A 25,681-nucleotide genomic window follows, 5' to 3' on the forward strand; every position below is an offset into this window, starting at 1 on the left:
GAGCCCGGCTGGAAGAAGGAGTAATCATGGCAGGCAGCAAGCCTGGGCGCCCGGGCGCCAGCAAGGGCAAGAAGAAGGGCCCCACCAAGGGCACCGGCGGGCAGGGGCGCAAGTCGCTCGAGGGACGCGGGCCGACGCCGAAGGCGGAGGATCGCGCCTGGCACCCTGCGGGCAAGCGCAAGGCCGCGGCCGAGCGGTACGCCGCCGCCGGCGGCCGAGGCAAGCCAGGTGGCTCCCCCGGCGGCAGCCGCGCGCCGCGCGCCAAGAAGGATGACGACACCGAGGTGGTGACCGGCCGCAACTCGGTGCTCGAGGCGCTCCGCGCCAGGATCCCGGCGACCGCGTTCTACATCGCGCAACGGGTCGAGATGGACGACCGCGTCAAGGAGATGCTGTCGATCGCCACCCACCGAGAGATCCCGGTGATGGAGGTCACGCGTCCCGAGCTCGACCGCATGGCGGGCTTCGACGGCGTGCACCAAGGCGTGGCACTCAAGGTGCCCCCGTATGAGTACGCGCACCCGCAGGATCTGCTCGAGCAGGTCATCGACCGCGGCGAGACCCCGCTGTTCGTGGCGCTCGACGGGATCACCGACCCCCGCAACCTCGGCGCGATCATCCGCTCCACGGGCGCCTTCGGCGGGCACGCCGTGATCCTGCCGCAGCGAAGGTCCGCGAGCGTGAACAGCGCCGCGTGGAAGACGAGCGCAGGTGCGGCGGCCCGGATCCCGGTTGCGATCGCCGCCAACCTGACGTCCATGCTCAAGGAGTTCAAGAAGCAGGGCGTCTTCGTCCTCGGCCTCGACGGCGGCGGCGACGTGTCGCTGCCCGCACTCGAGCTCGCCGACCGCCCGGTCGTGATCGTCGTCGGGTCGGAGGGCAAGGGGCTCTCGCGCCTGGTGACCGAGACGTGCGACCAGGTCGTGTCGATCCCGATCTCTGCGGCGACCGAGTCGCTCAACGCCGGGATCGCGGCATCCGTCGCCCTCTACCAGGTGGCGACCACCCGGGCTCAGCACGAGAGCTGATCCCGGCGGCGACGGATCCACGGGACGGCATCCCGCCGCCGCAGCGCTTGGCCCCGATACACCGACCGAAGGGAAGATCATGGCTCGCATCGCCGTCATCGGAGGCACCGGCTATGCCGGAAGCAACATCGTCGCAGAGGCGGTGGAGCGCGGGCATACGGTCGTATCGGTCGCCCGCTCGGTGCCCGTGGAGCGCATCGACGGCGCGACCTACATCGAGGGGACCCTGCTCGATGTGCCGGGACTGCTCGAGGAGCTCGAGGGCGTGGACGTCATCGTGTCCGCTGTCGCTCCTCGTGGCGACATGCTCGGGAAGCTCCGCCCGAGCATCGCCGAGCTGCTGACCGAGCTGCCGCCCACGGTTCGGATCGGGGTGATCGGCGGCGCCGGCGGCAGCCTCGTCGCCGAAGGCGGCGAACGCGTGGTGGATCAGCCGTCGTTCACCGAGGAGTACAAGCCCGAAGCGCTCGAGGCGATCGGCATCCTCGAGGATCTGCGCACCTGGGGCGGTGGGCACGACTGGTTCTACATCCATCCGGCCGGCGGCTTCGGCGCGTACGACCCGGGCGAGCGCACCGGGACCTATCGCACCGGCGGCGACGTGATCGTCACCGACGACAAGGGCGACTCCTACATCTCGGGTCCCGACTTCGCGATCGCGGTGCTCGACGAGATCGAGGAGCCGAAGCACTCGCGCGAGCGCTTCACGGTCGGGTACTGACCCGCGGAGCGCCCCTGATCAGGCCGTCAGCGCCGGCGCGTTCGCAGGATCGGGGGCGATCTCTCCACTCTCGATGCGACGCGCCAGCGACATGATCGCGGTGTTCGCCGGGGTCGGGATGCCGAGTCGCGCGCCCTCGGCTTCGACGAGTCCGTTGAGATCCGCGGCTTCGCTGCGGCGGCTCTTCCGCCAGTCCTGCAGCACCGTCGTCGTCGCGCCCGCCACCACGAATCGGTCGTATAGCACGTCGAGCATCGCCGCCACGATCGCAGCGCGGTCGGCGAGATCGTCGTCGGTCAGCCCGAAGATGGGCAGCGCGGCGTGCCCGCGGGCCGCGCCGACGTCGAGGGCCTCCTGACCGGCGCGGATCATCAGCGCGCGCATCCCGTCCACGTCGATCGCTTCGGCCATCGGCAGCCCGAGGGCCGCCGTCGGCACGAGCACCGAGCAGTTGCTCACGAGCTTCATCCACTTCGCCGAGTCGATGTCGGCGAACCGCGCGACCGTGCCCGAGTTCCCGAGCAGCTGCGCGACCCGGTCCGCACGCGGCTCGGCGTCGACGGCGAACCACGAGCGCTCCGGGGGCGTGTGCCGGTGGACGATGCCCGGCTGCGCCATCGTGGACGACACCTCGATGACCGTCCCGACGGCGCGGTCCGCTCCGACGGCGGCAGCCGCGGCATCCGTCGTCATGCCGTTCTGGACGGCGGCCACGACGCCGTCCGCCGCGACCGCGGGCGCGATGAGCTCTGCCGCCCATCGGGTGTCGTACGCCTTCATGACGATGAGGACGACATCGAACGGATGCCGCAGCTCGGCCACCTCGCAGAGGTGGATCACGCGCGGCCCGACGACCAGCTCGCGCTCCGGCATCCGGATTCGCAGGCCCCCGGCGCGCATCGCCGCGACGTGCGCCGGCCACTGCTCGACGAGCGTCACGTCGACGCCCGCGTGGATCAGATCGGCTCCGATCGAGGCGCCGTTGGCGCCCGAGCCCACCACCGCCACGCGCAGATCGGTCGGCTCCACAGGCGTGTCCTCTCGTCGACAGTGATGATGAACATGCATCGCGCGGAACTGTTGCGGATCGCACTGATTCGGGTCAAAGTGTAAATCAATACTGAACGATCTCGAAGGGGAGAGACGATGAGCACACCCGATCCCGCTCCGGCTCCGCGTGCGGAGGACTTCGCCGGCGGACGCCCGATCGCGTTCCGCAACGCCACGGTCATCACGGTCGATTCCGGCGGAGTCCTCGACAATGCGGATGTGCTGGTCGTCGGCGAGAAGATCGAGGCCGTCGGACACCACTTGGACGTGCCCGGCGACACGCTCGAGATCGACGCGACCGGCGGCATCCTGACCCCCGGCTTCGTCGACACGCATCGGCACATGTGGCAGACGGCGCTGCGCGGCTATGGCGGGGACTGGGCGCTGACGCAGTACTTCGTGTTCTACTACCTGCAGTGGGGTCAGGTGTTCCGTCCCGAGGACGTCTACGCCGGCAATCTGCTCTCCGCTCTCGAGTCGGTGGACACCGGCGTCACCACGACGCTCGACTGGTCGCACGGTCTGCGCAATCCCGATTACGGTGAAGCAGCGCTGCAGGCCTTCCGCGAGATCCCGGGTCGCTTCGTGCTCGGCTACGGCGACTATCTCGGCGCCCCGTGGGAATGGTCGAACTCGCAGGAGTTCCGCGCCTTCGTCACCAAGAACTTCAACGCCCCGAACGACATGCTCGGGCTGCAGCTCGCCTTCGATGTGCCAGGTTCGGCGGAGTTCCCCGAAGCGGGAGCATTCCAGGCGGCCCGGGACCTCGGCCTGCGAGTCACGACCCACGCCGGTGTGTGGGGAGCCACGACCGACACGGGCATCGTCCAGATGTACGACGCGGGCTTCATGGACGAGAAGGTCACGTACGTGCACTCCAGCACGCTCAACGAGCAGAGCTACCAGAAGATCGCGGCCACCGGCGGCACCGTCTCGGTGGCGACCGAGTCGGAGCAGAGCGCCGGGCAGGGCTATCCGTCCAGCTGGGCCATCCGCCACTACGGCATCCCGGCATCCCTCTCGATGGACACCAGCGTGTGGTGGAGCGCGGACTTCTTCTCGGCCATGCGTGCGACCCTCAGCGCCGACCGCTCGCGCGACCACCTCGAGGCCCACGCACGCAACGAGACGATCGTGGCGAACCGCCTGCGTGCCGAGGACGTGGTGCGAATGGCGACGATGGGCGGCGCGAAGGCGCTCGGGATGGAGGACGTCATCGGGTCGATCACCCCGGGCAAGAAGGCCGACCTCCTGCTCATCAAGAACGACGAGTCGCCGGCGATGACGCCCATCCTGAACCCCTACGCGCACGTCGTGTACCAGGCCGGGACGGCCGATGTGCACACCGTGGTCGTCAACGGCAAGGTCGTGAAGTACGACGGCAAGCGCATCGGGCTGCCGCTCGCGCCGATCGCGGACAAGGTGGCGGCGTCCGTCGAGTACGTGCGCTCGCAGCTGGGCGAGGAGCGGTGGTTCGCCGACATGCATCCCGAGATCCAGCCGGACGAAGAGATCGAGAACCCGTACAAATACACCTCGGGCGATGCCCACGTCACCGCCGCTTCGGAGGATTGATGATCCTGCACCTCGCAATGTTCACCTGGAAGGACGACGTCACGGCGGCGGATGTCGCGGAGCTCACGGCGCAGCTCGAGTCCATGGCAGCCGGCATCCCGGCCCTGCGGCAGTACCACTGCGGCGAGAACCTGCGCCTGCGTCCGAGCGATGCCGACTACGCCGTCGCCGCCATGGTCGACGACGAGGCCGGGCTCGCCGCCTACCTCGACTCGGATGCGCACCAGGCCGTCTACGACCGGCTGCTCGGCCGCATGATCGAGCGCCGGCAGGCCGCACAGCTGGATGTCGGCCACGCCGGATGACCACGATGCGGGCGGCGGTGCTCCACGCCGTGGGTGACCTGCGGGTGGAGGAGCGGCCGATCCCGCAGCCCGGGCCCGGCGAGGTGCGCGTGCGCGTGAGCGTCTGCGGCGTGTGCGGGACGGATGCCGTCGAACTCGACCGGGGGCTGCTCGCCCGGCCCCCGGTCGTCCTCGGGCACGAGTTCACCGGGACCGTCGACGCGCTCGGCGAGGGGGTCGTGTCGCCTCCCGTCGGGGCCCTCGTGGTCTGCGGGGCGGGAATCTCGTGCGGCCGCTGCAAGCCGTGCCGCCGGGGGCGGACCAACCTGTGCCGCACCTATCGGACGGCGGGACTGCAGGTCGACGGCGGGCTCGCCGGGTACGTGACGGTGCCGTCGGGCATCCTGCTCGATGTCAGCGACGCCGGACTGGCCGTCGACACGCTGGGCCTCGCGCAGCCGATGTCGATCGCCGTGCACGTCGTGCGACGCAGCGGCCTGCGCGCCGGAGACGATGCCGTCGTGGTCGGGATCGGCGGCATCGGCAGCTTCATCACGTACGCCGCCGCGGCGACCGGCGCGCGGGTGATCGCGGTCGACCGCAGCCCGGATCGACTGGCGCTCGCGAGTGCCCTCGGCGCAGCCGACGGCATCCAGGCGGGCACGACCTCGCTCGCCGACGGGCTGCGGGAGCGGGATGTCGAGCCCGACGTGTTCTTCGAGGTGAGCGGATCGCTCGCCGGGCTTCAGGACGTGGTCAGCGCGGCGCTGCCGGGCGCCGTCATCGTCCCGGTGGGCGTGCAGAAGGAGGCCGTGCCGGTGCCCCTCGGATCATGGACGCTGCGCGAGTACACGATCGTCGGGAGTGTCGCACACGTGTTCGCCGACGACATGCCCGACGCCGTCCGACTGCTCGCGTCGCGGACGGACTGGTCGGATGTCGCCCGCACCGTCATCCCGCTGGACCGACTCGTGGAGGACGCACTCGAGCCCCTGCGGACGGGGCGGGCAGTGCAGATCAAGGCCCTCGTGGATCCGTGGGCGGACGCCCCGCGTCCGGCAGTTCACGGATCCGCCTGAGGGGGTGAGGTCAGCCGTGCAGTCCGTCGAGCGCCTGGAGCACATCCACGGCGGAGGTCAGCGGAGCGCCCTCGACCGCGCTCGCCGCGCCGGGAGCCCTCGGCAGGTCGAGATTCTGCTGCCGACGGCCGACCACGAACCACACCCCGCGCGCCACCGTGGTGCCCCGGTTGGAGTACAGGTGGGGCCGCACGGAGTCGAAGTGCAGCGAGTCGCCGGGTCCGAGGTCGTACTCGTCGAACTCGACCTGCAGAGTCAGGCGTCCTTCGAGGATGTAAGCGTATTCGATGCCGGCATGGCGCATGAGCCGGCCTTCGACCGAGCTCGACGCGCCGGGCGCGTACGTCACCAGCAGGGCGTCCGCCGGCCCGTCTCGCCCGATTGCGAGGCGCTCCCAGCGGACGCCGTTCTCCATCTCGAGCACCGGATTGTCCGCGGCGCGCTGGACGGCCGCGCTGGTGGTCGTGACCGACGGGCCGCGGACCGCGCCGCCCGTCACCCCGAGCAGGTCGTCGAGCGAGACGCCCAGCTCGTTGACGATGGCGTACAGCGTCGACACGCTCGGCTGCGTCTTGCCGGTCTCGACCTGGGAGATGAGACTCGCCGAGACGCCCAGCGACTGCGCCAGGCTCCGCAGGCTCAGCCCGCGCTCGAGACGCGCCTCGCGCAGCCTCGCTCCGATGTCCGCCGTCGCCATGCCACCCTTTCCGTGTGGCGAGGATACACCGGAAAGTGTTCAATGAGGCTGTACACCGTTAGGCGCCAACGCACGTCGAGATGAGGAGCAGACGATGAAGAACACCGGAACCACCGGGACGAACGCCGTCGACTGGGAGGCTCGGGTCGATTTCGACAGACTTCGCGGCGACCGACTGGCGCGGCTGAAGGCGCAGCTCGATCGCTCCGACCTCGGCGCACTGCTGGCGTTCGACTTCACGAACATCCGGTACATGACGGCGACCCACATCGGCACGTGGGCGATGGACAAGCTCATCCGCTTCAGCCTGCTGACCCGCAACAGCGACCCGATCTCGTGGGACTTCGGTTCGGCGGCCAAGCATCACGCCCTCTACAATCCGTGGCTGGACGTCACGACCGCCGAGATGGATGCCGACCCCGACTCTCCCCATGAGAACGCGCCGCGGCCGAGGCTCGAGCGCGGCGCACGCGCGGGCATCTCGACGCTGCGCGGCGCCTTCACGCCCGACGCGGGCATCGCCGAGGGGGTCGCGAAGAAGATCAAGCGGGAACTCGACAAGTTCGGGCTCGCCGATCAGCCGCTCGGGGTCGATGTCATCGAGCTGCCGATCCTGTTCGCCCTGCAGCAGGAGGGCATCGAGGTCGTCGACGGCCAGCAAGTGTTCATGGAGGCCCGCCGCATCAAGACGGGCGACGAGATCCGGCTGCTCACCCAGGCCGCGTCGATGGTGGATGCCGCATACGAAGAGCTGTACCGGTTCCTGCGTCCCGGCGTGCGTGAGAACGAGGCGGTCGGCGTCGTGGCGAAGACCCTCTACGACCTCGGGTCCGAGTACGTCGAGGGGGTCAATGCCATCTCGGGGGAGAGGTGCTCGCCCCACCCGCACGTCTTCAGCGACCGCCTGATCCGCCCGGGGGACCCGGCGTTCTTCGACATCCTGCACTCGTTCAACGGCTACCGGACGTGCTACTACCGCACGTTCGCCGTCGGCTCGGCGAGCTCGGCGCAGCGCGATGCGTACAGCCGGGCGCGCGAGTACATGGATCGCGCCATCGCCCTGGTCCGCCCGGGGACGACGACGGCCGACATCGTCTCGCTGTGGCCGACCGCGCAGGAGTTCGGCTTCCCCGACGAGGAGGCGGCGTTCGCACTGCAGTACGGCCACGGCGTGGGACTGTCGATCTGGGAGAAGCCGATCTTCTCGCGGCTGGTCTCGCTCGAGCACCCGGAGGTGCTGCAGGAGGGGATGGTGTTCGCGCTCGAGACCTACTGGCCATCGGCTGACGGCTGGGGCGCGGCCCGCATCGAGGAGGAGGTGGTAGTGACCGCCGACGGCTGCGAGGTGATCACAAAGTTCCCCGCCGAGGAGCTCATCGTCGCCGGGCGCCGGTACTACACGGTCGACGGGCCGCTGAACCTCGAACGCGACAGCCAGTCGCATCTGAACACGGCGTGGGGTCGCGGGGAAGCCTGATGGCGACGATCGGCTTCCTCGGCCTCGGCAGGATGGGCGCCGCCATGGCGGGGCGGCTCGTCGAGTCCGGGCACGAGGTCCGGGTGTGGAACCGGTCGCCGGAGGCCGCCGCTGCACTGGTCGAGGCGGGCGCGACGCTCGTCGACGACCCCGGGGACGCGCTCGCCGTCGGCCTCTCGGTGTCGATGCTCGCCGACGACACGGCCGCCGAGAGCGTCCTGGATCGTGACGCGGTCGGCCGGGCCTGCGGCATCCACGTGAACATGGCGTCGATCAGTCCCGCGGCCGCGGACCGTCTCGAGGCGCTCTTCCAGGGCGCGGGCTGCGCGTACGTCTCGGCGCCGGTGCTGGGCCGCCCGGCGGTGGCGGCGGCGGGTCGCCTGAACATCCTCGCGGCGGGTCCGGATGCCGCGGTCGAGGCGGTGCTGCCCGTGCTCGAGTCGCTGGGCGCCAAGGTGTGGCGTCTCGGCCTGCGCCCCCGCATCGCGAACGTCGTGAAGGTCGCGGTGAACTACAACATCATCCACGCCATCCAGGCGCTCGGCGAGTCGATCGCGATGACCGAGCGTCAGGGCGTGGACCCCGCGCTCTTCCACGACCTGCTCGCGAGCACGCTCTTCGACGGAGTCGTGTATCGGGGCTACGGCGCCGAGATCGTCGAGGGCGCCTACGACCCGCCCGGATTCGCGATGGCTCTCGGATTCAAGGATCTGCGGCTGGCGGAGGAAGTCGCCGCCGAGCAGCGGGTCGTGCTCCCCACGGCGCCGGCGATGCACCGTGTCTACGAGATCGCACTCGCCGACGGCGAGCTCGGCGGCTACGACTGGGGCGCCGCCGCCGAGGTGATGCGTCGCGACCTCTACCCCGATCCCACGGAGGAACAATGACCGACCGGACCATCCTCATCGTCGGAGGGACGCAGGGCATCGGCCTGGAACTCGCCAAGGACGTCGTCGCGCGCGGCGAGCGCGTCGTCATCACGGGCCGCGACTTTCAGAGGACAGCGGATGTCGCGGCATCCATCGGCGACGGCGCCACCGGTGTCGCGCTCGACATCTCCGAGCCCGAGACGATCGCGGCACAGCTCTCGGGCCTCGGCCAGGTGCACGGACTCGTGCTGGCCGCGATCGAACGCGACGCGAACTCGGTGCGCGACTACAGCGTCGTGCGCGCCCGGCGGCTCGTGACCCTCAAGCTCATCGGGTACACGGAGACGATCCACGCTCTCCTGGACCGCCTCGAGCCGAGCCGCGCCACCGGCATCGTGCTGTTCGGCGGTCGCGCGAAGGACGCTCCGTATCCGGGCTCGACGACCGTCGCCACGATCAACGGCGGGGTGATGGGCCTCATGAACGCCCTGGCCCTCGAGCTGGCCCCGATCCGCGTGAATGCGATCCACCCGGGCATCATCGGCGACAGCCCGTTCTGGTCGGGAAAGACCGCGGCACTCGACGGCTACTCGTCGCGGACGCCGGGCGGCGAGCTGGCGACGATGGCCGACATCGTGGATGCCGTGCAGTTCCTGCTGCGAAACCAGGGCGTTTCGGGGGTGGACCTCAACGTCGACCGCGGGTGGCGCCTCACCTGAGTCGTCTAAGCGCCGTCCGTGAAGACCTCGGGATGCCGGGCCAGCTCCAGTCTCGTCCGCCGGATGTGGCCGGCCAGCACGCGCTCCGATTCGTCGGCGTCGCGCCGCCGGATCGCCGCGACCAGCAGGTGGTGCTCATGATGCACGCTCCAGTCTCCTTCGGAGCGGAAGACGCGAGTGAACGCCCGGCGGTAGTGCTGCGTCCTGTTCCACAGCTGGCGCACGAGATCCCCGAGCACCGACGTCGGGGCGAGGTCGTAGCACGACAGGTGGAACGCGCGGTCGAGCACCAGGAACTCCTCGACGTCCGCCGACTCCATCGCAGTCGCCAGCCGGTCGAGCTCGGCGATGTCGGCATCGGAGATGAAGGGCAGGTTGAAGCGCAGCAGCAGGGGCTCGATGCGCTCACGGATCTGATACATCTCCTCGCACTCGGCCAGGCTGATCCGTGCGACCCAGGCTCCCGTGTTGGCGACGAGCGTCACCAGCCCCTCGGCCTCGAGCATCCGCAGCGCCTCACGCACCGGCACCCGGCTCGCGCCGTACCGGTCGGCCAGCACCTCCTGGCGGATGCGCTCGCCGGGCAGATAGTCGCCGTCGAGGATCGAGGTGCGCAGGGCTTCGGCGACGCGCTGCCCGGCTGCGCCGTGCCCGTCGGGAGGCGAAGGGGTGGCCGCCGGCCGGCTGCCGCTCACTCCGCCGGCCTCGCCGGATGCCACAGCAGGATCGCGGCATCCTGTTCGTACGCTTTGCCGGCCGGAAAGCTGACGAGCTCGAACTGCATCCCCCAGGGGCTGCGGAAGTACAGCCAGCGCTGCCCCGCGGAAGCGCCCGCGCTCGCGACCGGGTCGCCCATGACCTCGACGTCGTGCGCGAGCAGGTGCGCGACGGCGGCGTCCATGTCGTCCACGTAAAGCGCGAGGTGATGGCCGCCGATGTCGCTGTTGCGCGGCTCGGGCGCCTGGCCGTCGGCGCTCTCGTAGTGGAACACCTCGAGATTGCTGCCGTTGCCGAGCCGGTAGAACCGGATCTCGGTGACCACCGTCCGGGGGTGGACGCCCAGCTGCACCATCATCCAGTCGCTGTCGTCCGACCGCTTCGACGCCAGCGTGTAGACCGGCACGGCGCCCAGCACGTCGACCAGGAAGCGCTCGGCCTCGTCGAGGTCGGGAACCGTGAACCCGATGTGGTCCACACCGCGAAGACCCGGGATGCCGGCATCCACTCTGCGCTCTCCTTCGAATCGATTGGATCCATGATGGCGGGATATCCGGCCGATGTCCAGGCATTCACGACGGACATCTTGAGATTGGATGCAATCTGCTCTACGGTGACGCTGAGGAAAGGCGGGCGAGGATGCCGCGCACGACTGCTCTCACGACCGGGGTCGACTGGATCGAGCTGACGACCACCCCCGAGGACTGGGCCGCCGCAGATCCGGCGTTGCTAGAGGCGATGCTGGTACAGCTGCACCTCATCCGCGCCTTCGAGGAGAGCGTCCTGGATCTCGCCGCGGCGGGACTCGTCCACGGACCGGCCCATTCGAGCATCGGGCAGGAGGGGGGCGCGGTCGGCGCGATCCTGGGCCTGCGATCCACCGACGCCGTGAACGGCTCGCATCGCGGCCACCACCAGTTCCTCGCCAAGGCCCTGACGCACGTCACCGGCGGGGCGATGGATGCCGGGAACCCGGTGACTCCGGCCGTGCACGAGGTGCTGCAGCGCACGCTCGCCGAGATCCTCGGGCTCGCGCAGGGGTACTGCGGCGGCCGCGGCGGATCCATGCACCTGCAATGGCTCGAGGCCGGAGCACTCGGCACCAACGCGATCGTCGGCGGCGGAGCCCCGATGGCTGCGGGCAACGCGTGGGCCCAGAAGCATTCCGGCACGACGGATCTCTCGATCAACTTCTTCGGCGACGGTGCGAGTCAGATCGGATCCGTGCTGGAGTCCCTGAACCTCGCCGCGGCCTGGAGGCTGCCGGTCTGCTACTTCATCGAGAACAACCTGTACGCCGTGTCGACGCACGCGACCGAGGTCACCGCCGACATCCGCTTCTCGGTCAGGGGTCAGGGATTCGGCATCCCATCGTGGCGTGTCGACGGCATGGACCCGCTAGCCGTCCACCTCGCCATGGCCGCCGCCGCCGAACGGATGCGCGCGGGGGAGGGGCCTGCGATCATCGAGGCGGAGGTCTACCGGTTCTTCCATCAGAACGGCCCCTTCCCCGGCAGCGCGTTCGGATACCGGACGAAGGACGAGGAGGGGCAATGGCGGGCGCGCGATCCGCTCGACCGTGTCGCGCGCGAGATGATCGCCCTGGGGCTCATCGATGAGGGCGGCGTGGTGGACCTCCGGGCGAGCGCGCAGCGCGAGATGGCGACGGTCGTCGAGGCCCTCCTCGAGACCGACCCCGAAGACGCCGCGCGTCGCCGCATCCGGCCCTCGCTCTGGCCCGATCCGGGGTTCGTCGACGTCGGCATCCGCAGCGACCTGACGGAGCTCGCCGGCCTCGATCGGCGCACGGCAGCCGAGCCGGACGGCGACACCGTCGAGCGCCGGTTCGTCGACGTCGTCGCCGAGGTGATGGACCGGCGGATGTCGCAGGATCAGCGGATCGTGGTGCTCGGTGAGGATGTGCACCGCCTCGCCGGCGGCACGAACGGCGCCACCAAGGGACTCGCGACGGCCTTCGGTCCCGACCGGGTGATCGGCACGCCGATCAGCGAGAACGCGTTCTTCGGCCTGGCGGGCGGGATGGCCCTCGACGGGCGCTTCCGCCCGGTCGTGGAGTTCATGTACCCCGACTTCATGTGGGTCGCCGCCGACCAGGTCTTCAACCAGATCGCCAAAGCGAGGCACATGTTCGGGGGCACGCATCCGGTGCCGCTCGTGCTGCGGACGAAGGTCGCGATGGGCTCGGGCTACGGCTCGCAACACCTGATGGATCCGGCGGGGATTTTCGCCACCAGCCCGGGCTGGCGGATCGTCGCGCCATCCACGGCGGCGGACTACGTCGGGCTGATGAACGCGGCGCTGGCCATCGACGACCCTGTGCTCGTGATCGAGCACGTCGATCTGTACGGGAGCGCGCAGCAGGTCGGGGCGGACGACCTCGACTTCGTGATTCCGCCCGGCTCGGCCGCCATCCGGCGCGAGGGCGCCGACGTCACCGTGCTCAGCTATCTCTCGATGGTCGGGCACTGCGCCGAGGCGATCGAGCAGACCGGCATCGGTGCAGAGCTCGTCGACCTGCGCTGGCTCGACCGCGCGTCCCTCGACTGGGACACGGTCGGCGCCAGCATCCGCAAGACCAACGCCGTGCTCATCGTGGAGCAGGGCGCGCGGGGGACCTCCTACGGCGCGTGGCTCGCGGACGAGGTGCAGCGACGGTACTTCGACTGGCTCGACCAGCCGGTCGAGCGCGTCACTGGTGGTGAGGCATCGCCGTCGATCTCGAAGGTGCTCGAACGCGCGGCGATCGCGCGCACCGAGGAGGTCGCAGACGCGCTCGACCGGATGCGCGCCGCATGGGGAGGCCGCTGATGGCGACCGTCGTGCGGATGCCGTCGGTCATGGCGGGAGCGCGCGAGGCCGCGCTCCAGACCTGGCTGGTCGCCGTCGGCGACCGGGTGTCGGCCGGTCAGGCGATCGCCGAGATCGAGACCGAGAAGGCCGTCTTCGAGCACGAGGTGGAGGCATCCGGAACCGTCGCGGCGCTGCTCGTCGCCCCGGGCGAGTCCGTGGCGGTCGGAGCGCCGATCGCCGTGCTCGCCGACGAGGGCGAAGACCCCGCGGTGGCCGCCGGTGCCGCGGTCGGCGCGTCCCCGGGTGCGCCGGACGCGGTCCGCGCGCCCGATGCCGCGCCCCCCGTGGCGACCCCGCATGAACCGACGCCGGCGCGACTGTTCGCCAGCCCGCTCGTCCGTCGGCTGGCGCAGGAGCGCGGCATCGATCTCGCCGCCATCCGGGGAAGCGGGCCGGGCGGGCGCATCGTGCGGCGTGACGTGGACGCGCTCGCCGCAGCAGCTCGACCCGACTCGCACGCATCCGTCGCGGAGACCTCCGCGGAGTTCACCGACGTGCCGCACACGCCGATGCGGCGCGCCATCGCGCGCAGACTCACCGAGAGCACCACGACGGTGCCGCACTTCTTCCTGGCCGCGGACTGCCGGGTCGATGCGCTGCTGGAGCTGCGCCGATCGGTGAACGTGGATCGACCCGAGGGCATCTCGGTCAACGACTTCGTCGTCAAGGCCGTCGGGGCCGCGCTGCGCGCCGTCCCGGAGGCGAACGCGATCTGGATGCCTGACGCGAGTCGCCGGTTCGCGCATGCCGACATCGGCGTCGCGGTGGCGATCGACGGCGGGCTGGTCACTCCCGTGGTCAGGGGCGTGGATCGGATGCCGCTCGGCGAGCTGAGCGCGGCGATCCGGGACGTCGCCTCACGCGCTCGCGCGGGGCGCCTGCGTCAGCATGAGCTCGAGGGCGGCTCGTTCTCGGTCTCGAACCTCGGGATGCACGGCGTCCGGGAGTTCTCCGCGATCATCAACCCGCCCCACGCCGGCATCCTCGCCATCGGCGCGGCGGCGCGGCAGCCCGTGGTGGACAGGGAAGGCGGGCTCGGCGTGGCGACCGTGATGACGGTGACCCTGTCGGCGGATCACCGCGTGCTCGACGGCGCGCTCGCAGCGCGATGGCTGGGCGCGTTCGTGGAGTTCGTCGAGAACCCGGTCCGGATGCTGATCTGACCCGGCTCAGACCAGGTCGCGCCAGTCGACGCCGTCGTCCTCGACGATCACCGGCAGGTCGGCGGTGATCACCGGCAGCGACACGGTCTCGGTCGTGGGCGCCATGAGCGTCGCCTCGTCTCGGCGATGCCGCAGCACGTCGTCGACATAGCTCGTGAGGACTTCGGCGAGGGGCACGGCGCGGTCGCGGGCCTGGGACATGTACCAGCGATGCTCGAGCACCTGGTGGAACACCTCGGCCGGTTCGAGCTTGGCGCGCAGATCCCATGGGATGGCCTTGACGACCGGCTCGAACACGCGCGTGAGCCACTCGTGCGCGGCCATCTCCTCGTCGTCGCCGAGCCGCGAGACGCGCACGCGGAACTCGTCGAGGTCATTGAGCAGCCGACGTGCCTGGTTCTCCTCGACGTCGAGTCCCGTCAGCCGGATCAGCCGGCGCTGGTGGTGCCCGGCATCCACCACCTTCGGCTGGATCGAGACGCGGGTGCCGTCCGTGGTCGCCTGGATGGACATCTCGCCGATGTCGAACCCGAGGTCGTTCAGGCGCTGCACCCGCTCGGTGAGGCGCCACGCCTCGTCGGTGCGGAAGGTCTCGCTGTCCGTGAGCGCCGCCCACAGCGAGTGGTACGACGACACGATGCCGTCGGCGATGGCGAGCGCGTCGACGCCGCCTTCGAGTCGCCCACCGGCTTCGAGGTCCATGATCTCGCCGGCGATGTTCGTGCGCGCGACGTCCAGGTCGTGCAGGCGCTGGCCGCGCGTCAGTCCGCTCTCGTGGAGCTCGCCGGTCTCGGCGTCGACCAGGTACGCGGCGAAGGCACCGGCGTCGCGCCGGAACAGCGTGTTCGACAGCGACACATCGCCCCAGAAGAATCCGACGTTGTGCAGCCGCACGAGCAGCACGGCGAGGGCGTCGACGAGGCGCGTGGCGGTGTCCGGACGCAGCACCTGGGTGAACAGCGCCCGGTAGGGGAGCGAGAACTTCAGGTGCGCAGTGACCAGCGCCGCGGGCAGCACCTCGCCTGCGGCATCCGTCCGGCCGGCGATCACGGCGACGCGCTCGACGCATGGTGCGTCCAGACGGGCGAGATTGCCGAGCATGTCGTACTCCCGGCGGGCCATCTCCTCGGTCGTCTCCTTGATCGCGACGACGCGACCCGACAGGTTCGCGAAGCGCACCAGGTGGCGGGAGAGGCCCTTGGGGAGGAACACGATGTGGCTGGACGGCCACTCCGCGAGGGTCGTCGACCATGGCAGCGTCAGCAGACCAGGATCGATTCTGCTCGCGGTGATGCTCAAGGCGTCCGGCATGATCCTCCTCCAGCACGCGCCCGAGGCGCTGCACGGCGTCTATCGAAAACGCGGCGCGGGTCAGCCGTAAGGCTACCCCGCGCCGCGTCGACGCAGACTATCGCTAGATCGAGGAGGGGACGACCGAGTCGTTGAGGCGCTCGCCGCTCTCGAGGTCGAACGCGTGCACGTGACCCGCCGCGGCCGCGAGGGTCACGGTGTCGCCCGCCACCGGGTGCTTGCGGCCGTCGACTCGCGCCACCACATCAGCGCGCTTGCCGTTGATGTCGGTGTGGCCGTAGAGGTAGCCGTCGGCGCCGAGTTCCTCGACCAGATCGACCGTGACGGAAAGACCCTTGCCATCGGCGGGGCCCACCACGATGTCCTCCGGACGAACGCCAACGGTCACCTGGCTGCCGTGCGCACGGCCGACGGTGTCGCGGTCGAGCGGCACGACCTCGGTGCCGAACTGAACGCCGCCCTCCGCGAGGTTGGACACGAACAGGTTCATTGCGGGGGAGCCGATGAAGCCGGCGACGAACACGTTGTTCGGGCGCTCGTACAGTTCGCGGGGCGTGCCGACCTGCTGGAGGATGCCGTCCTTGAGGACCGCGATGCGGTCGCCCATGGTGAGGGCCTCGGTCTGGTCGTGCGTGACGTAGACGGTCGTGACGCCGAGGCGGCGCTGCAGCGAAGCGATCTGCGTGCGGGTCTGGACGCGGAGCTTGGCGTCGAGGTTCGACAGCGGCTCGTCCATGAGGAACACCTGGGGCTGGCGGACGATCGCGCGGCCCATCGCGACGCGCTGACGCTGGCCGCCCGAGAGCGCCTTCGGCTTGCGGGTCAGGTACTCCTCGAGGTCGAGGAGCTTGGCTGCCTCGAGGACGCGCGCCGCGCGCTCCTCCTTGCCGACACCGGCGATCTTCAGTGCGAAGCCCATGTTCTCGGCGACGGTCATGTGCGGGTACAGCGCGTAGTTCTGGAACACCATCGCGATGTCGCGGTCCTTCGGCGGGACGTCGGTGACGTCTCGGTCGCCGATGAGGATGCGGCCGGAGTTGACCTCTTCGAGGCCGGCCAGCATTCGCAGCGAGGTGGACTTTCCGCAGCCCGAAGGGCCGACCAGAACCAGGAACTCGCCATCGGCGACTTCGAGGTTCAGCTTGTCCACGGCGGCGCGAGTGCCTCCGGGGTACAAGCGGGTTGCGTTGTCAAACGTGACTGACGCCATGTTCTCTTCTCCTTCACCGGCAGGTACGTGCCGGACGATCCGTAGTGAGGAATGAGCGGGGGCTTGCCCGCACGCCCGACTTCGGGCGCTCCCCTAGTATGGCACGGCCTGCGTGGAGGGTCCGTCTGGGCATTTCCCAGACTGGCTGGTTAGCATCGTCCACGGTCGCATTTCCTGCGGTCCATCGCCGATTTCCCGGCCCCCGCAGCTTCCGAGAGGTTCCATGTCGAGCGACGAGTCTCCGAACGCCTCCGCTCCGCGCGAGCGCAGAGACGCCGTGCGCGAGAAGGCGCAGCAGGTGCAGGCGCGCCAGTCGAGGGCACGGGTGGCCCGCCGGGCCACGCTCGTGATCCTGGTGGTCGCCGTGATCGCCGTCGCCGCCGTCGTGGTCACGTGGGCCGTGTCGTCTGCGGCATCCAAGCCCCTTCTGAAGCCGGCCAATGTCACCGACGACGGGTTCGCCGTCACCGAGGTGACCGGCGTCGGAGTCACGACGGGAGCGAAGCAGTCCGATGTCGACGCGACCCCGACGGCTGCGCCGACCGCGACGCCGAAGGCGGCCGCGAGCGACCAGCCCGTCGTCGACATCCGCGTCTACGTCGACTATCTGTCCTCCGGCTCGCACGACTTCCAGGTCGCGAACGCGCAGCAGCTCGCGGATTGGGTGACCCAGGATGCCGCGACCCTGTCGTACTACCCGGTCGCGATGCTGACCGCGAAGTCCAACGGCACGAAGTACTCGCTTCGGGCGGCGAGCGCAGCCGCATGCGTCGCGACCCACTCGCCCCACACCTTCTTCGCCTACAACAACGCCCTGCTGACGCAGCAGCCCGGCGTGGAGTCCGACGGTCTCACCGACGTCCAGCTCGCCGATCTCGCGATCGCCTCGGGCGCGGACGACCCGAAGGTCGTGCGCAGCTGCATCGAGGACCAGTCGTTCGCGACCTGGGCGAAGGACGCCACGGACCGAGCGCTCAAGGGCCTTCCCGGCACGAACGACGTCTCGCTGACCGGCACCCCGATGGTGCTCGTCAACGGCATGCCCTATGTCGGCGCCCTCGACGATCCCAAGGAGTTCGCGCAGTTCGTGCTCACGATCGCGAGCGATGCGTACTACAAAGACTCGGGCGCGACGCCGACGGCGACGGCGACGGCCACGCCCAAGCCCTGACGGATCGTCGCCGCACGGCGCCCCGATAGACTGGGGACTCTGCCGACTTGGCGCAATTGGTAGCGCACCTAACTTGTAATTAGGGGGTTACGGGTTCAAGTCCCGTAGTCGGCTCGTGGAGACCGGCGCCGACGCACGCGCGCGCGTTCCGGCCTGGATCGTCCTCGGCGGCGCCGCTCTCGTGGGCGTGCTGACCGCGGTGCAGGCCCGTATCAACGGCCAGCTCGGCATCCGTCTCGACAACGGCCTCGTCGCCGCCGCGATCTCGTTCGGCTCGGGACTCGTCATCCTGATCGTGCTCTCGGCGTTCCTGCCGGCCGGTCGCCGCGGCTTCGCGGCACTGACGAACGGCCTTCGCAGGCGCGAGATCCCGTGGTGGATGCTGGCAGGCGGGGCCGCCGGCGCGCTCACGGTCGCGACGCAGGGCCTTGCCGTCGGCGTGATCGGCGTATCCCTGTTCACGGTGGGGGTCGTGGCGGGGCAGGCGATGAACGGGCTGATCCTCGACCGCGTGGGCTACGGCCCCGCCGGCGTCGTGGCGGTGACGGTGCCGCGGGTGCTCGGTGCCCTCCTGGCGCTGACCGCGGTCGGCCTCGGGCTGCTCGGAGACGGAGTCAGCGGCATCCCGCTGTGGATGCTGGTGCTGCCGTTCGCCGCGGGCATCGGCATCGCGTGGCAGCAGGCGACCAACGGCCGCCTGCGTCAGCGAGTGGGAACTCCGCTCACGGCGACACTCGTCAACTTCGTCGGCGGGACGATCCTGCTCGTGCTGGTCGCCGTGGCGCACGTCCTCGCAGTCGGCGCCGGCCCGCCGCCGACCGAGCCGTGGCTGTACCTCGGCGGTGCGATCGGCGTGGCGTACATCATCCTGTCGGCCGCGCTCGTCGCCTACACCGGCGTGCTGCTGCTCGGGCTCGGCGTCGTGGTCGGCCAGCTGCTGGCCTCGGTCGCCATCGATGCGCTCTGGCCCGCCGCGGGCAGTCCCGGCTTCGTGCAGGAGTTCGCGATGGTGGTCGTAGCCCTGCTGTCGGTCGCCGTCGCGGCGGTGCCATGGCGCAGGCGAGCGCGGCGCTGATCGCGCCTACACGGAGCCCTTGGCCGGCTTGTCCTTCGGCATCCGCGACACATGGTGGCGGGCATCCACGCCCCTCCGACGCCCGAGCCGTGCACGCGGCGGCTTTCCGCCGACGTAAAGCCAGCCGAGCAGCTCTTCGTCCTTGCCCAGCCCGTGCGCCCTCGCGACGGCCTTGGATCGCGTGTAGTCGCCGGTGCGCCAGATCACGCCCCAGCCGGCTTCGTCCAGCAGCAGACTGAGCACGTGCGCAACGCCCGAGGCGACCGCCTCCTGCTCCCAGCGAGGGACCTTGCTGCTCTTGCGGTAGCTGGCCACGACCGCGATGAGCAGCGGCGCGCGCAGCGGCTTCGACGATGCGCCGGTCTCGCCGGTCGCCTTGTTGATCGCGCGTCCCAGGCGCTCACGGTCCGTCCCGCGAAGCTCGATCAGCCGCCACGGCCGCAGCGAGGAGTGGTCGGCGACGCGACCCGCGGCCGAGACCAGCGTGAGAAGCTCGGGGTGCGAGGGTGCGGCATCCGTCACCTTCGACCAGGAGCGACGCGCACGCACCGCCTCCAGGGCGCCTGTCATGCGTCGCCGTTCGGCGTGAAGTCCAGGGAGATCGAGTTCATGCAGTACCGGTCGCCGGTGGGGGTGCCGAACCCGTCGGGGAAGACGTGGCCGAGGTGCGACCCGCAGTTCGCGCAGCGCACCTCGGTGCGCTGCATGCCGTAGCTGTCGTCTTCGATGAGCTCGACGGCTTCGGGACGGATCGACTCGTAGAAGCTCGGCCAGCCGCAGTGGGAATCGAACTTCGTCCCGCTCTGGAAGAGCTCGGCCCCGCAGGCGGCGCAGGTGTAGAGGCCGGCGCGCTGCTCGTCGAGCAGCTCGCCGGTCCACGCGCGCTCGGTGCCTGCTTCGCGCAGCACCGCGTACTGCTGCGGCGTGAGTTCGTCGCGCCACTCTGAGTCGCTCTTGTCGATGGCGTAGGTCATGAGAGTCCTCCTGGGTCCCTACCATTCAACCCCAGGCGCGCGGCGCCCGCGCTCCCAGGGCTGCTGATCGCCCGCGAGAATGGGCGGATGACGACGATGGATGCCGCGGCCGCTGTCGCGGAGTGCTACGCGCGTTTCGCGGCCGACGAGGCACCTGGTCGCTCGCGCCTCTACGCCGGATGGGCGAGCGGGGTCGCGGGCGATCGCCTCGTTGCGGGCATCCTCGCGCGCATTCCCGCGACGCATCGTCAGCCTCCGCTCGTGTTCGCGGTGACCCGGCTGCTGGGGGCCCCGGAGGCCGGCTACCCGGCGTGGGCGGCCTGGCTCGCCGACAACGCGGACGCTGTCGTGCGCGAGGCTTCTCGGCGGAGCCTGCAGACGAACGAGCCGCGGCGGTGCGCGGCGCTCCTGCCGGCGCTCAGCGGCGTGACTGGACCCATCGCCCTGTTGGAGCTCGGCGCCAGTGCCGGGCTCTGCCTGTACCCGGACCGGTATTCGTATCGTTATCGCGGGGGACCGGATCTCGACCCGGCGGCGGGCCCATCCGCGGTCGTGCTGACCTGCGACCTGACTGGCGAGCCGCCCCTGCGTCTGCCCGAGGTCGTCTGGCGGGCCGGGGTGGACCTCGCGCCCCTCGATGCGTCCGATGCGTCCGATCGCCGGTTCCTCACCACGCTGGTGTGGCCTGGCGAGGACGGACGCGCCGAGCGGATCGAGGCGGCGCTCGATATCGCGGCGGCGGATCCGCCTCTGATGATCCGCGGCGACGCATCCGATCCCGCGGTGCTCCGTGATGCAGCTGGTCGAGCCCCTGCCCGCTCCACTCTCGTCGTGACGACGCCGGGGGTGCTGCCGCACATCCCGCGAGCCGGTCGCGAGCGGCTGATCGCCACCCTTCGAGACCTCGACGCCGTCTGGATCACGATCGATCCGCCGGCTCTGCACGACGCCTGGGACCCGCGCGTCGATGTGGCCTCATGGGGCGGTTTCGTTCTGGGACGGGACGGCATCCCGCTCGCCGCCGTCGACCCGCTCGGCGCATCCGTGGAGTGGCGCGCGGGCGTCCTGCCGAGGCAGCGTTAGCGTGGGCGGGTGCCCCTCAGCGACCGCGACCGCGCCATCCTTTCCTTCGAAGGCGAATGGTTCCGTCACGCGGGGGCGAAAGAGGAGGCGATCCGCGCCGAGATGGGGATGTCGCCGTCGAGGTACTACCAGCTCCTCGGGCGCCTCATCGAGACGGCCGAGGCGCAGGAGCACGACGCGATGCTGGTCAAGCGCCTGCGCAGGCTCCGTGATGTGCGGCTCGCCGCCCGCGTGACACGCGCGGCAGGCGACACGGGGTAGTCGAAGTCGTCGGCCCGCCGGACAGGAGCATCCCGCGGGGCCCGGTAGCATCATCTGGTGCCGCAGACGACCTTCCCGAGGGATCGCTTCGACGACCTCCCGGATGCGGGCCGAGTCGGCGCCCACCGGGCCGAGAACCCCCGCATGCGCGGCTGGGTCGTGCTGATCTGGGCAGCCATCGCGACGATCGTGCTGATCATCGTCGGGATCTTCGGCACCCTGATCGCGTCGGGCCGGATCGAGCTGTTCCCGACGCCGTCGCCGACCGCCACCCCCCTGCCGACCGTCGAGGCCGTCGTCGACACCTCGTACGAGGTCCTGATCCTCAACGCGACGCCTCAGGCCGGACTGGCCACCCAGCTGAAGGACGTCGTCGTCGCCGCCGGCTGGCCGGTCGACAGCGTGCTGGCCAGTGAGGCCGGATCGAACGACTTCGCCGAGACGACGGTGTACTACCTCAAGCCCGAAGACCAGGCGGCAGCGCTGGGCCTCGCCGGCGTGATCGGCGGCGCGAAAGTCGAGCAGAGCGACATCTATCAGCCCGCCGACCCTAGGACGCCGCAGCTGACGATCGTGATCGGGCTGGACCGAACGGCCGGCGCGGCCAGTCCCACGCCGACCCCCTGACGCCCTGACGGCGCGTGTTTCCAGCCGGTAAAACTTCGGCGTGTGTATGTCAACAGTTGGTTTCCGCGGCGGTCGACGGCTTCTCGCGGTGCATACGATGAAGCCCAGTCGCACCAGCAACAGGAGACGCGCAATGACCCAGGGCACTGTCAAGTGGTTCAACGCCGAGAAGGGCTTCGGCTTCATCACCGTCGCCGACGGTCAGGATGTCTTCGTCCACTACTCGAACATCGACATGTCGGGATTCCGCGTGCTCGAAGAGGGCCAGCGGGTGGAATTCACCGTCGGAGCCGGTCAGAAGGGCCCGCAGGCCGAGTCGGTCCGCGTCGTAGCCTGAATCGCCGCGCGCGGGCGGATATCCTGCCCGCGTGCCCTCTCCGCGCCGCCGAGCCGCATCGATCGCGGTCCTCGCCGTCGGTGCCGCATTGCTCGCCGCGTGCTCCGCGCCGGCCGCCGCCTCGCCGTCGGCGTCCGCCACCCCGACGCCGAGCGTGACCGCGACCGCGACCCCGAGCCGGACGCCGACGCCTCAGCCGCCCGCGACCGCGATCTCGCCGCTTCGAGGCACGGAGGTCCTCGCGTCGACGATCACCGGACCCGCGCTGTCGGCGAAGGTCGACGATCACTGGGATGCGCGACCGCAGTGGGGGCTCGAGCACACCGATCTGGTGTTCGAGGAGCTCGTCGAGGGCGGCATCACCCGGTATGTCGCGGTGTGGTTCTCGGACGTTCCCGCCGAGATCGGGCCGGTGCGCAGCATCCGCCCCATGGATCCGGACATCGTCACCTCGCTCGGCGGGATCGTCGCCTATTCGGGAGGGCAGCAGCGCTTCGTCGACATGATGCTCGACACCCCCGTGCACAATGCGATCCACGGCGGAGCGGACGACCGGTTCATGTACCGGACCGCGGCGAAGGCGGCGCCGCACAATGTGATCGTCAAGGCGCAGGAGCTGCGGGCGGCGTACGCGTCCATCCCGCCGCCGCAGCAGTTCGCCTACACCTCGATCCCGCGGGCCGCGTCGGCGGCGTCGTACGGCACTCCGGCCTCGCGGATCGATGTGCGGTTCGCGTCCGGGACAGCTCGCTCGTGGACGTGGGATGCCGCGTCCGGCGCCTACCTGCGTGCTCAGGACGGTGCTGCAGATCTGGATGCGGAAGGCGCCCGGCTGAAAGCGACCAACGTCGTGGCCATGAGCGTCGGCATCGACTGGTCGTACGGGATCATCCCGCGCACCATCATGATCGGCTCGGGTCCCGCCTGGATCTCGACGGGGGGACGAACACTTCAGGCGACCTGGACAAAGACGAGCCGGGAGTCGCCGATCCGACTGACCGATCAGCACGGCGTGCCGATCTCCCTGGCGCCTGGCAACACCTGGATCGAGCTCGTGCCGAACACGCAGCCGGTCACCGTCGTGCCCTGACGAGTTCCCTCGCACGATCCGCGTCGGTCCGTGTCCGCGCGGCTTGCACTCGATAGGGTCGAGTGCCAGAATGGGTTAGCACTCACTCCTGTCGAGTGCCAATGACCATCCTCACGTCCTGGAGGGACGAACACACATGGCAAAGATCATCGCTTTCGATGAGGAGGCCCGTCGCGGCCTCGAGCGCGGCCTCAACACGCTGGCCGACGCAGTCAAGGTGACCCTGGGCCCCCGCGGCCGCAACGTCGTTCTCGAGAAGAAGTGGGGCGCACCCACGATCACGAACGACGGCGTGTCGATCGCCAAGGAGATCGAACTCGACGACCCGTTCGAGAAGATCGGCGCGGAGCTCGTCAAGGAGGTCGCCAAGAAGACCGACGACGTCGCGGGCGACGGCACCACCACGGCCACCGTCCTCGCTCAGGCGCTCGTCCGCGAGGGCCTGCGCAACGTCGCCGCCGGCGCCGACCCCATCTCGCTCAAGAAGGGCATCGAGAAGGCCGTCAAGGCCATCACCGACCAGCTTCTCGAGGACGCCAAGGAGGTCACCTCGAAGGAGGAGATCGCCGCCACCGCCTCGATCTCGGCCGCCGACCCCACCATCGGCGAGCTCATCGCCGAGGCGATCGACAAGGTCGGCAAGGAAGGCGTCGTCACCGTCGAGGAGTCGCAGACCTTCGGCACCGAGCTCGAGCTCACCGAGGGCATGCGCTTCGACAAGGGTTTCATCAACCCCTACTTCGTCACCGACCCCGAGCGTCAGGAAGCCGTCTTCGAGGACGCGTACATCCTGATCGCGAACCAGAAGATCTCGAACATCAAGGACCTTCTGCCCATCGTCGACAAGGTGATCCAGGACGGCAAGGAGCTCGTCATCATCGCCGAGGACGTCGAGGGCGAGGCGCTTGCGACTCTCGTGCTGAACAAGATCCGCGGCATCTTCAAGTCGGCAGCCGTCAAGGCCCCCGGCTTCGGCGACCGCCGCAAGGCGCAGCTGCAGGACATCGCCATCCTCACGGGTGGCCAGGTCATCACCGAGGAGGTCGGTCTCAAGCTCGAGAACGCGACCCTCGACCTGCTCGGCCGTGCGCGCAAGGTCATCATCACGAAGGACGAGACCACGATCATCGAGGGTGCCGGCGACTCCGCGCAGCTCGAGGGTCGCGTGACCCAGATCCGTCGCGAGATCGAGAACACCGACAGCGACTACGACCGCGAGAAGCTCCAGGAGCGCCTCGCCAAGCTCGCCGGCGGCGTCGCCGTCATCAAGGCGGGCGCGGCCACCGAGGTCGAGCTGAAGGAGCGCAAGCACCGCATCGAGGACGCCGTTCGCAACGCGAAGGCGGCCGTGGAAGAGGGCATCGTCCCCGGCGGCGGCGTCGCGCTCATCCAGGCCGGCCAGAAGGTGTTCGCCACGCTCGAGCTCACGGGCGACGAGGCGACGGGTGCGAACATCGTGCGCGTCGCGATCGAGGCGCCGCTCAAGCAGATCGCCCTCAACGCCGGCATGGAGCCCGGTGTCGTCGCGAACCGGGTGGCCGAGCTGCCCGCGGGTCACGGCCTCAACGCGGCGACCGGCGAGTACGGCGACATGTTCGCACAGGGCATCATCGACCCCGCCAAGGTGACGCGTTCGGCGCTGCAGAACGCGGCGTCGATCGCCGGCCTCTTCCTCACGACCGAGGCCGTCGTCGCCGACAAGCCCGAGAAGGTCTCGGCTTCGGCCGGCGACCCGACGGGTGGCATGGATTTCTGATACGACGGAACTCAATGCCGCGCAGCGACGTTGAGTACCGGGCGTATCGGGGTTGAGCGAGCACCGCGAAGCGGAGCGAGTCGAAACCCACGTCCGACATCGTCAAGGGGCGTCTCCTTCGGAGGCGCCCCTTCGTCGTCCGCGGCCTCGGCTCCCCGCCGCTGCAATGTCCAGCGGTGCGGCGGTGCGCGGCCCGTGTGCGGGGTCTGGCGCGCCGCGGTGAGGGGCCCCGCTAGCGGAAGAGGCTCGCCGTCGCGAGTTCGGCATCGGCATACTGGCGTCCGGCGGCCGCCAGCGCCGAGTTGATGCTCGCGAGCGATTCCTCGACCTGACGCTGCGTCGCGCGCCACTGGTCGACGACGCCCTGGAACGCGAGCGACGCGGATCCGGTCCACGTCGCCTGTAGGTGCGAGAGCTGGCTCATCATCGCGTTGGTCTCGGCCTGCACGCGGTCGATGGTGCCGCGCACGGCGGCGGTGGTGGCGAGGACGGCGTCGCTGTCGACGGAGTAGACGGCCATGGGAGAGCTCCTTCGG

27 protein-coding genes and 1 tRNA gene are annotated in these 25,681 nt (G+C 70.0%); 19 read left to right on the forward strand and 9 right to left on the reverse strand.

The window, feature by feature from the left end; genetic code table 11:
- Positions 1-26 precede the first annotated feature (26 nt).
- Both rlmB and ABD212_RS15885 read left to right on the forward strand, forming a co-directional pair.
- The gene (gene rlmB / locus ABD212_RS15880; protein ID WP_344096449.1) at positions 27-1,028 is read left to right on the forward strand and encodes a 23S rRNA (guanosine(2251)-2'-O)-methyltransferase RlmB; all 1,002 of its coding nucleotides are present in this window, start codon (positions 27-29) and stop codon (positions 1,026-1,028) included.
- A gap of 79 nt (positions 1,029-1,107) precedes the next feature.
- Positions 1,108-1,749, forward strand: coding sequence for an NAD(P)-dependent oxidoreductase (locus ABD212_RS15885; protein ID WP_344096451.1), 642 nt, complete (start codon positions 1,108-1,110; stop codon positions 1,747-1,749).
- An 18-nt stretch (positions 1,750-1,767) separates the two neighbouring features.
- On the opposite strand, the gene ABD212_RS15890 is transcribed toward ABD212_RS15885, so the two are convergent.
- On the reverse strand, positions 1,768-2,778 hold the full coding sequence (locus ABD212_RS15890; protein ID WP_344096453.1) for a ketopantoate reductase family protein: 1,011 nt from the start codon (positions 2,776-2,778) through the stop codon (positions 1,768-1,770).
- Positions 2,779-2,895: 117 nt separating this feature from the next.
- Between ABD212_RS15890 and ABD212_RS15895 the strand changes: the two genes are divergently transcribed.
- Genes ABD212_RS15895 through ABD212_RS15905 form a run of 3 tightly spaced genes read left to right on the forward strand, consistent with a single transcriptional unit; the run spans position 2,896 to position 5,737 of the window.
- On the forward strand, positions 2,896-4,374 hold the full coding sequence (locus ABD212_RS15895; protein WP_344096455.1) for an amidohydrolase family protein: 1,479 nt from the start codon (positions 2,896-2,898) through the stop codon (positions 4,372-4,374).
- Positions 4,374-4,679 carry a Dabb family protein gene (locus ABD212_RS15900; RefSeq protein ID WP_344096458.1) on the forward strand — a complete coding sequence of 102 codons (306 nt, stop codon included), beginning with the start codon at positions 4,374-4,376 and terminating at the stop codon, positions 4,677-4,679. Before ABD212_RS15895 ends, ABD212_RS15900 begins: the two co-directional genes overlap by 1 nt.
- A complete protein-coding gene (locus tag ABD212_RS15905) occupies positions 4,676-5,737 on the forward strand; it encodes a zinc-dependent alcohol dehydrogenase (protein ID WP_344096460.1) in 1,062 nt (353 codons plus the stop codon). The genes ABD212_RS15900 and ABD212_RS15905 overlap by 4 nt, the downstream gene beginning before the upstream one ends.
- Before the next feature lie 10 nt (positions 5,738-5,747).
- On the opposite strand, the gene ABD212_RS15910 is transcribed toward ABD212_RS15905, so the two are convergent.
- A complete protein-coding gene (locus tag ABD212_RS15910; protein WP_344096462.1) occupies positions 5,748-6,434 on the reverse strand; it encodes a helix-turn-helix domain-containing protein in 687 nt (228 codons plus the stop codon).
- Positions 6,435-6,528: 94 nt separating this feature from the next.
- Here ABD212_RS15910 and ABD212_RS15915 point away from each other — a divergent pair, with 94 nt between their 5' ends.
- Genes ABD212_RS15915 through ABD212_RS15925 form a run of 3 tightly spaced genes read left to right on the forward strand, consistent with a single transcriptional unit; the run spans position 6,529 to position 9,499 of the window.
- Positions 6,529-7,911: a M24 family metallopeptidase gene (locus tag ABD212_RS15915; RefSeq protein ID WP_344096464.1), complete on the forward strand. Its 1,383-nt coding sequence runs from the start codon at positions 6,529-6,531 to the stop codon at positions 7,909-7,911.
- Entirely contained in the window at positions 7,911-8,798 is an 888-nt protein-coding gene (locus ABD212_RS15920) for an NAD(P)-dependent oxidoreductase (protein WP_344096467.1), read from the forward strand. The genes ABD212_RS15915 and ABD212_RS15920 overlap by 1 nt, the downstream gene beginning before the upstream one ends.
- Entirely contained in the window at positions 8,795-9,499 is a 705-nt protein-coding gene (locus tag ABD212_RS15925; protein WP_344096469.1) for an SDR family oxidoreductase, read from the forward strand. The genes ABD212_RS15920 and ABD212_RS15925 overlap by 4 nt, the downstream gene beginning before the upstream one ends.
- 5 nt (positions 9,500-9,504) lie before the next feature.
- On the opposite strand, the gene ABD212_RS15930 is transcribed toward ABD212_RS15925, so the two are convergent.
- Both ABD212_RS15930 and ABD212_RS15935 read right to left on the reverse strand, forming a co-directional pair.
- On the reverse strand, positions 9,505-10,194 hold the full coding sequence (locus tag ABD212_RS15930) for a GntR family transcriptional regulator (protein ID WP_344096471.1): 690 nt from the start codon (positions 10,192-10,194) through the stop codon (positions 9,505-9,507).
- Entirely contained in the window at positions 10,191-10,724 is a 534-nt protein-coding gene (locus ABD212_RS15935; protein ID WP_344096473.1) for a VOC family protein, read from the reverse strand. Before ABD212_RS15935 ends, ABD212_RS15930 begins: the two co-directional genes overlap by 4 nt.
- A gap of 131 nt (positions 10,725-10,855) precedes the next feature.
- On the opposite strand from ABD212_RS15935, the gene ABD212_RS15940 reads away from it, so the two are divergent.
- Both ABD212_RS15940 and ABD212_RS15945 read left to right on the forward strand, forming a co-directional pair.
- Entirely contained in the window at positions 10,856-13,045 is a 2,190-nt protein-coding gene (locus ABD212_RS15940) for an alpha-ketoacid dehydrogenase subunit alpha/beta (protein ID WP_344096475.1), read from the forward strand.
- Complete coding sequence (locus ABD212_RS15945; RefSeq protein WP_344096477.1) at positions 13,045-14,250, forward strand: 2-oxo acid dehydrogenase subunit E2; 1,206 nt, start codon at positions 13,045-13,047, stop codon at positions 14,248-14,250. Before ABD212_RS15940 ends, ABD212_RS15945 begins: the two co-directional genes overlap by 1 nt.
- A gap of 6 nt (positions 14,251-14,256) precedes the next feature.
- Here ABD212_RS15945 and ABD212_RS15950 read toward each other — a convergent pair whose 3' ends face one another.
- Both ABD212_RS15950 and ABD212_RS15955 read right to left on the reverse strand, forming a co-directional pair.
- The gene (locus tag ABD212_RS15950; protein WP_344096479.1) at positions 14,257-15,561 is read right to left on the reverse strand and encodes a DUF4032 domain-containing protein; all 1,305 of its coding nucleotides are present in this window, start codon (positions 15,559-15,561) and stop codon (positions 14,257-14,259) included.
- A 103-nt stretch (positions 15,562-15,664) separates the two neighbouring features.
- A complete protein-coding gene (locus tag ABD212_RS15955; RefSeq protein WP_344096481.1) occupies positions 15,665-16,771 on the reverse strand; it encodes an ABC transporter ATP-binding protein in 1,107 nt (368 codons plus the stop codon).
- Positions 16,772-16,994: 223 nt separating this feature from the next.
- Between ABD212_RS15955 and ABD212_RS15960 the strand changes: the two genes are divergently transcribed.
- The 3 genes from ABD212_RS15960 (at position 16,995) to ABD212_RS15970 (ending at position 19,017) form a co-directional block, all read left to right on the forward strand.
- The gene (locus ABD212_RS15960) at positions 16,995-17,942 is read left to right on the forward strand and encodes a DsbA family protein (RefSeq protein WP_344096483.1); all 948 of its coding nucleotides are present in this window, start codon (positions 16,995-16,997) and stop codon (positions 17,940-17,942) included.
- 41 nt (positions 17,943-17,983) lie between these two features.
- Positions 17,984-18,056, forward strand: a tRNA-Thr gene (locus tag ABD212_RS15965).
- 1 nt (position 18,057) lies between these two features.
- Positions 18,058-19,017, forward strand: coding sequence for a DMT family transporter (locus ABD212_RS15970; protein ID WP_344096486.1), 960 nt, complete (start codon positions 18,058-18,060; stop codon positions 19,015-19,017).
- 6 nt (positions 19,018-19,023) lie between these two features.
- Here ABD212_RS15970 and ABD212_RS15975 read toward each other — a convergent pair whose 3' ends face one another.
- Both ABD212_RS15975 and msrB read right to left on the reverse strand, forming a co-directional pair.
- Positions 19,024-19,587: a nitroreductase family protein gene (locus tag ABD212_RS15975; protein WP_344096488.1), complete on the reverse strand. Its 564-nt coding sequence runs from the start codon at positions 19,585-19,587 to the stop codon at positions 19,024-19,026.
- Positions 19,584-19,991: a peptide-methionine (R)-S-oxide reductase MsrB gene (gene msrB, locus ABD212_RS15980; protein WP_344096491.1), complete on the reverse strand. Its 408-nt coding sequence runs from the start codon at positions 19,989-19,991 to the stop codon at positions 19,584-19,586. The genes ABD212_RS15975 and msrB overlap by 4 nt, the downstream gene beginning before the upstream one ends.
- 87 nt (positions 19,992-20,078) lie before the next feature.
- Between msrB and ABD212_RS15985 the strand changes: the two genes are divergently transcribed.
- The 6 genes from ABD212_RS15985 (at position 20,079) to groL (ending at position 25,145) form a co-directional block, all read left to right on the forward strand.
- Positions 20,079-21,074, forward strand: a complete 996-nt coding sequence (locus tag ABD212_RS15985) for a DUF2332 domain-containing protein (RefSeq protein ID WP_344096493.1) — start codon at positions 20,079-20,081, stop codon at positions 21,072-21,074.
- Positions 21,075-21,083: 9 nt separating this feature from the next.
- A complete protein-coding gene (locus tag ABD212_RS15990; RefSeq protein ID WP_344096495.1) occupies positions 21,084-21,335 on the forward strand; it encodes a DUF3263 domain-containing protein in 252 nt (83 codons plus the stop codon).
- Positions 21,336-21,392: 57 nt separating this feature from the next.
- Positions 21,393-21,962, forward strand: a complete 570-nt coding sequence (locus ABD212_RS15995) for a LytR C-terminal domain-containing protein (protein ID WP_344096498.1) — start codon at positions 21,393-21,395, stop codon at positions 21,960-21,962.
- Between the two features lie 133 nt (positions 21,963-22,095).
- Positions 22,096-22,299, forward strand: a complete 204-nt coding sequence (locus tag ABD212_RS16000) for a cold-shock protein (RefSeq protein ID WP_344096500.1) — start codon at positions 22,096-22,098, stop codon at positions 22,297-22,299.
- A gap of 31 nt (positions 22,300-22,330) precedes the next feature.
- Positions 22,331-23,389 carry a DUF3048 domain-containing protein gene (locus ABD212_RS16005; RefSeq protein WP_344096502.1) on the forward strand — a complete coding sequence of 353 codons (1,059 nt, stop codon included), beginning with the start codon at positions 22,331-22,333 and terminating at the stop codon, positions 23,387-23,389.
- A 136-nt stretch (positions 23,390-23,525) separates the two neighbouring features.
- The gene (gene groL, locus ABD212_RS16010) at positions 23,526-25,145 is read left to right on the forward strand and encodes a chaperonin GroEL (protein ID WP_344096504.1); all 1,620 of its coding nucleotides are present in this window, start codon (positions 23,526-23,528) and stop codon (positions 25,143-25,145) included.
- A 232-nt stretch (positions 25,146-25,377) separates the two neighbouring features.
- On the opposite strand, the gene ABD212_RS16015 is transcribed toward groL, so the two are convergent.
- Entirely contained in the window at positions 25,378-25,665 is a 288-nt protein-coding gene (locus ABD212_RS16015; protein ID WP_344096506.1) for a WXG100 family type VII secretion target, read from the reverse strand.
- Positions 25,666-25,681 lie beyond the last annotated feature (16 nt).

Source organism: Microbacterium deminutum (genome assembly GCF_039530205.1).
In the GTDB taxonomy this organism is placed as follows: Bacteria; Actinomycetota; Actinomycetes; order Actinomycetales; family Microbacteriaceae; genus Microbacterium; species Microbacterium deminutum.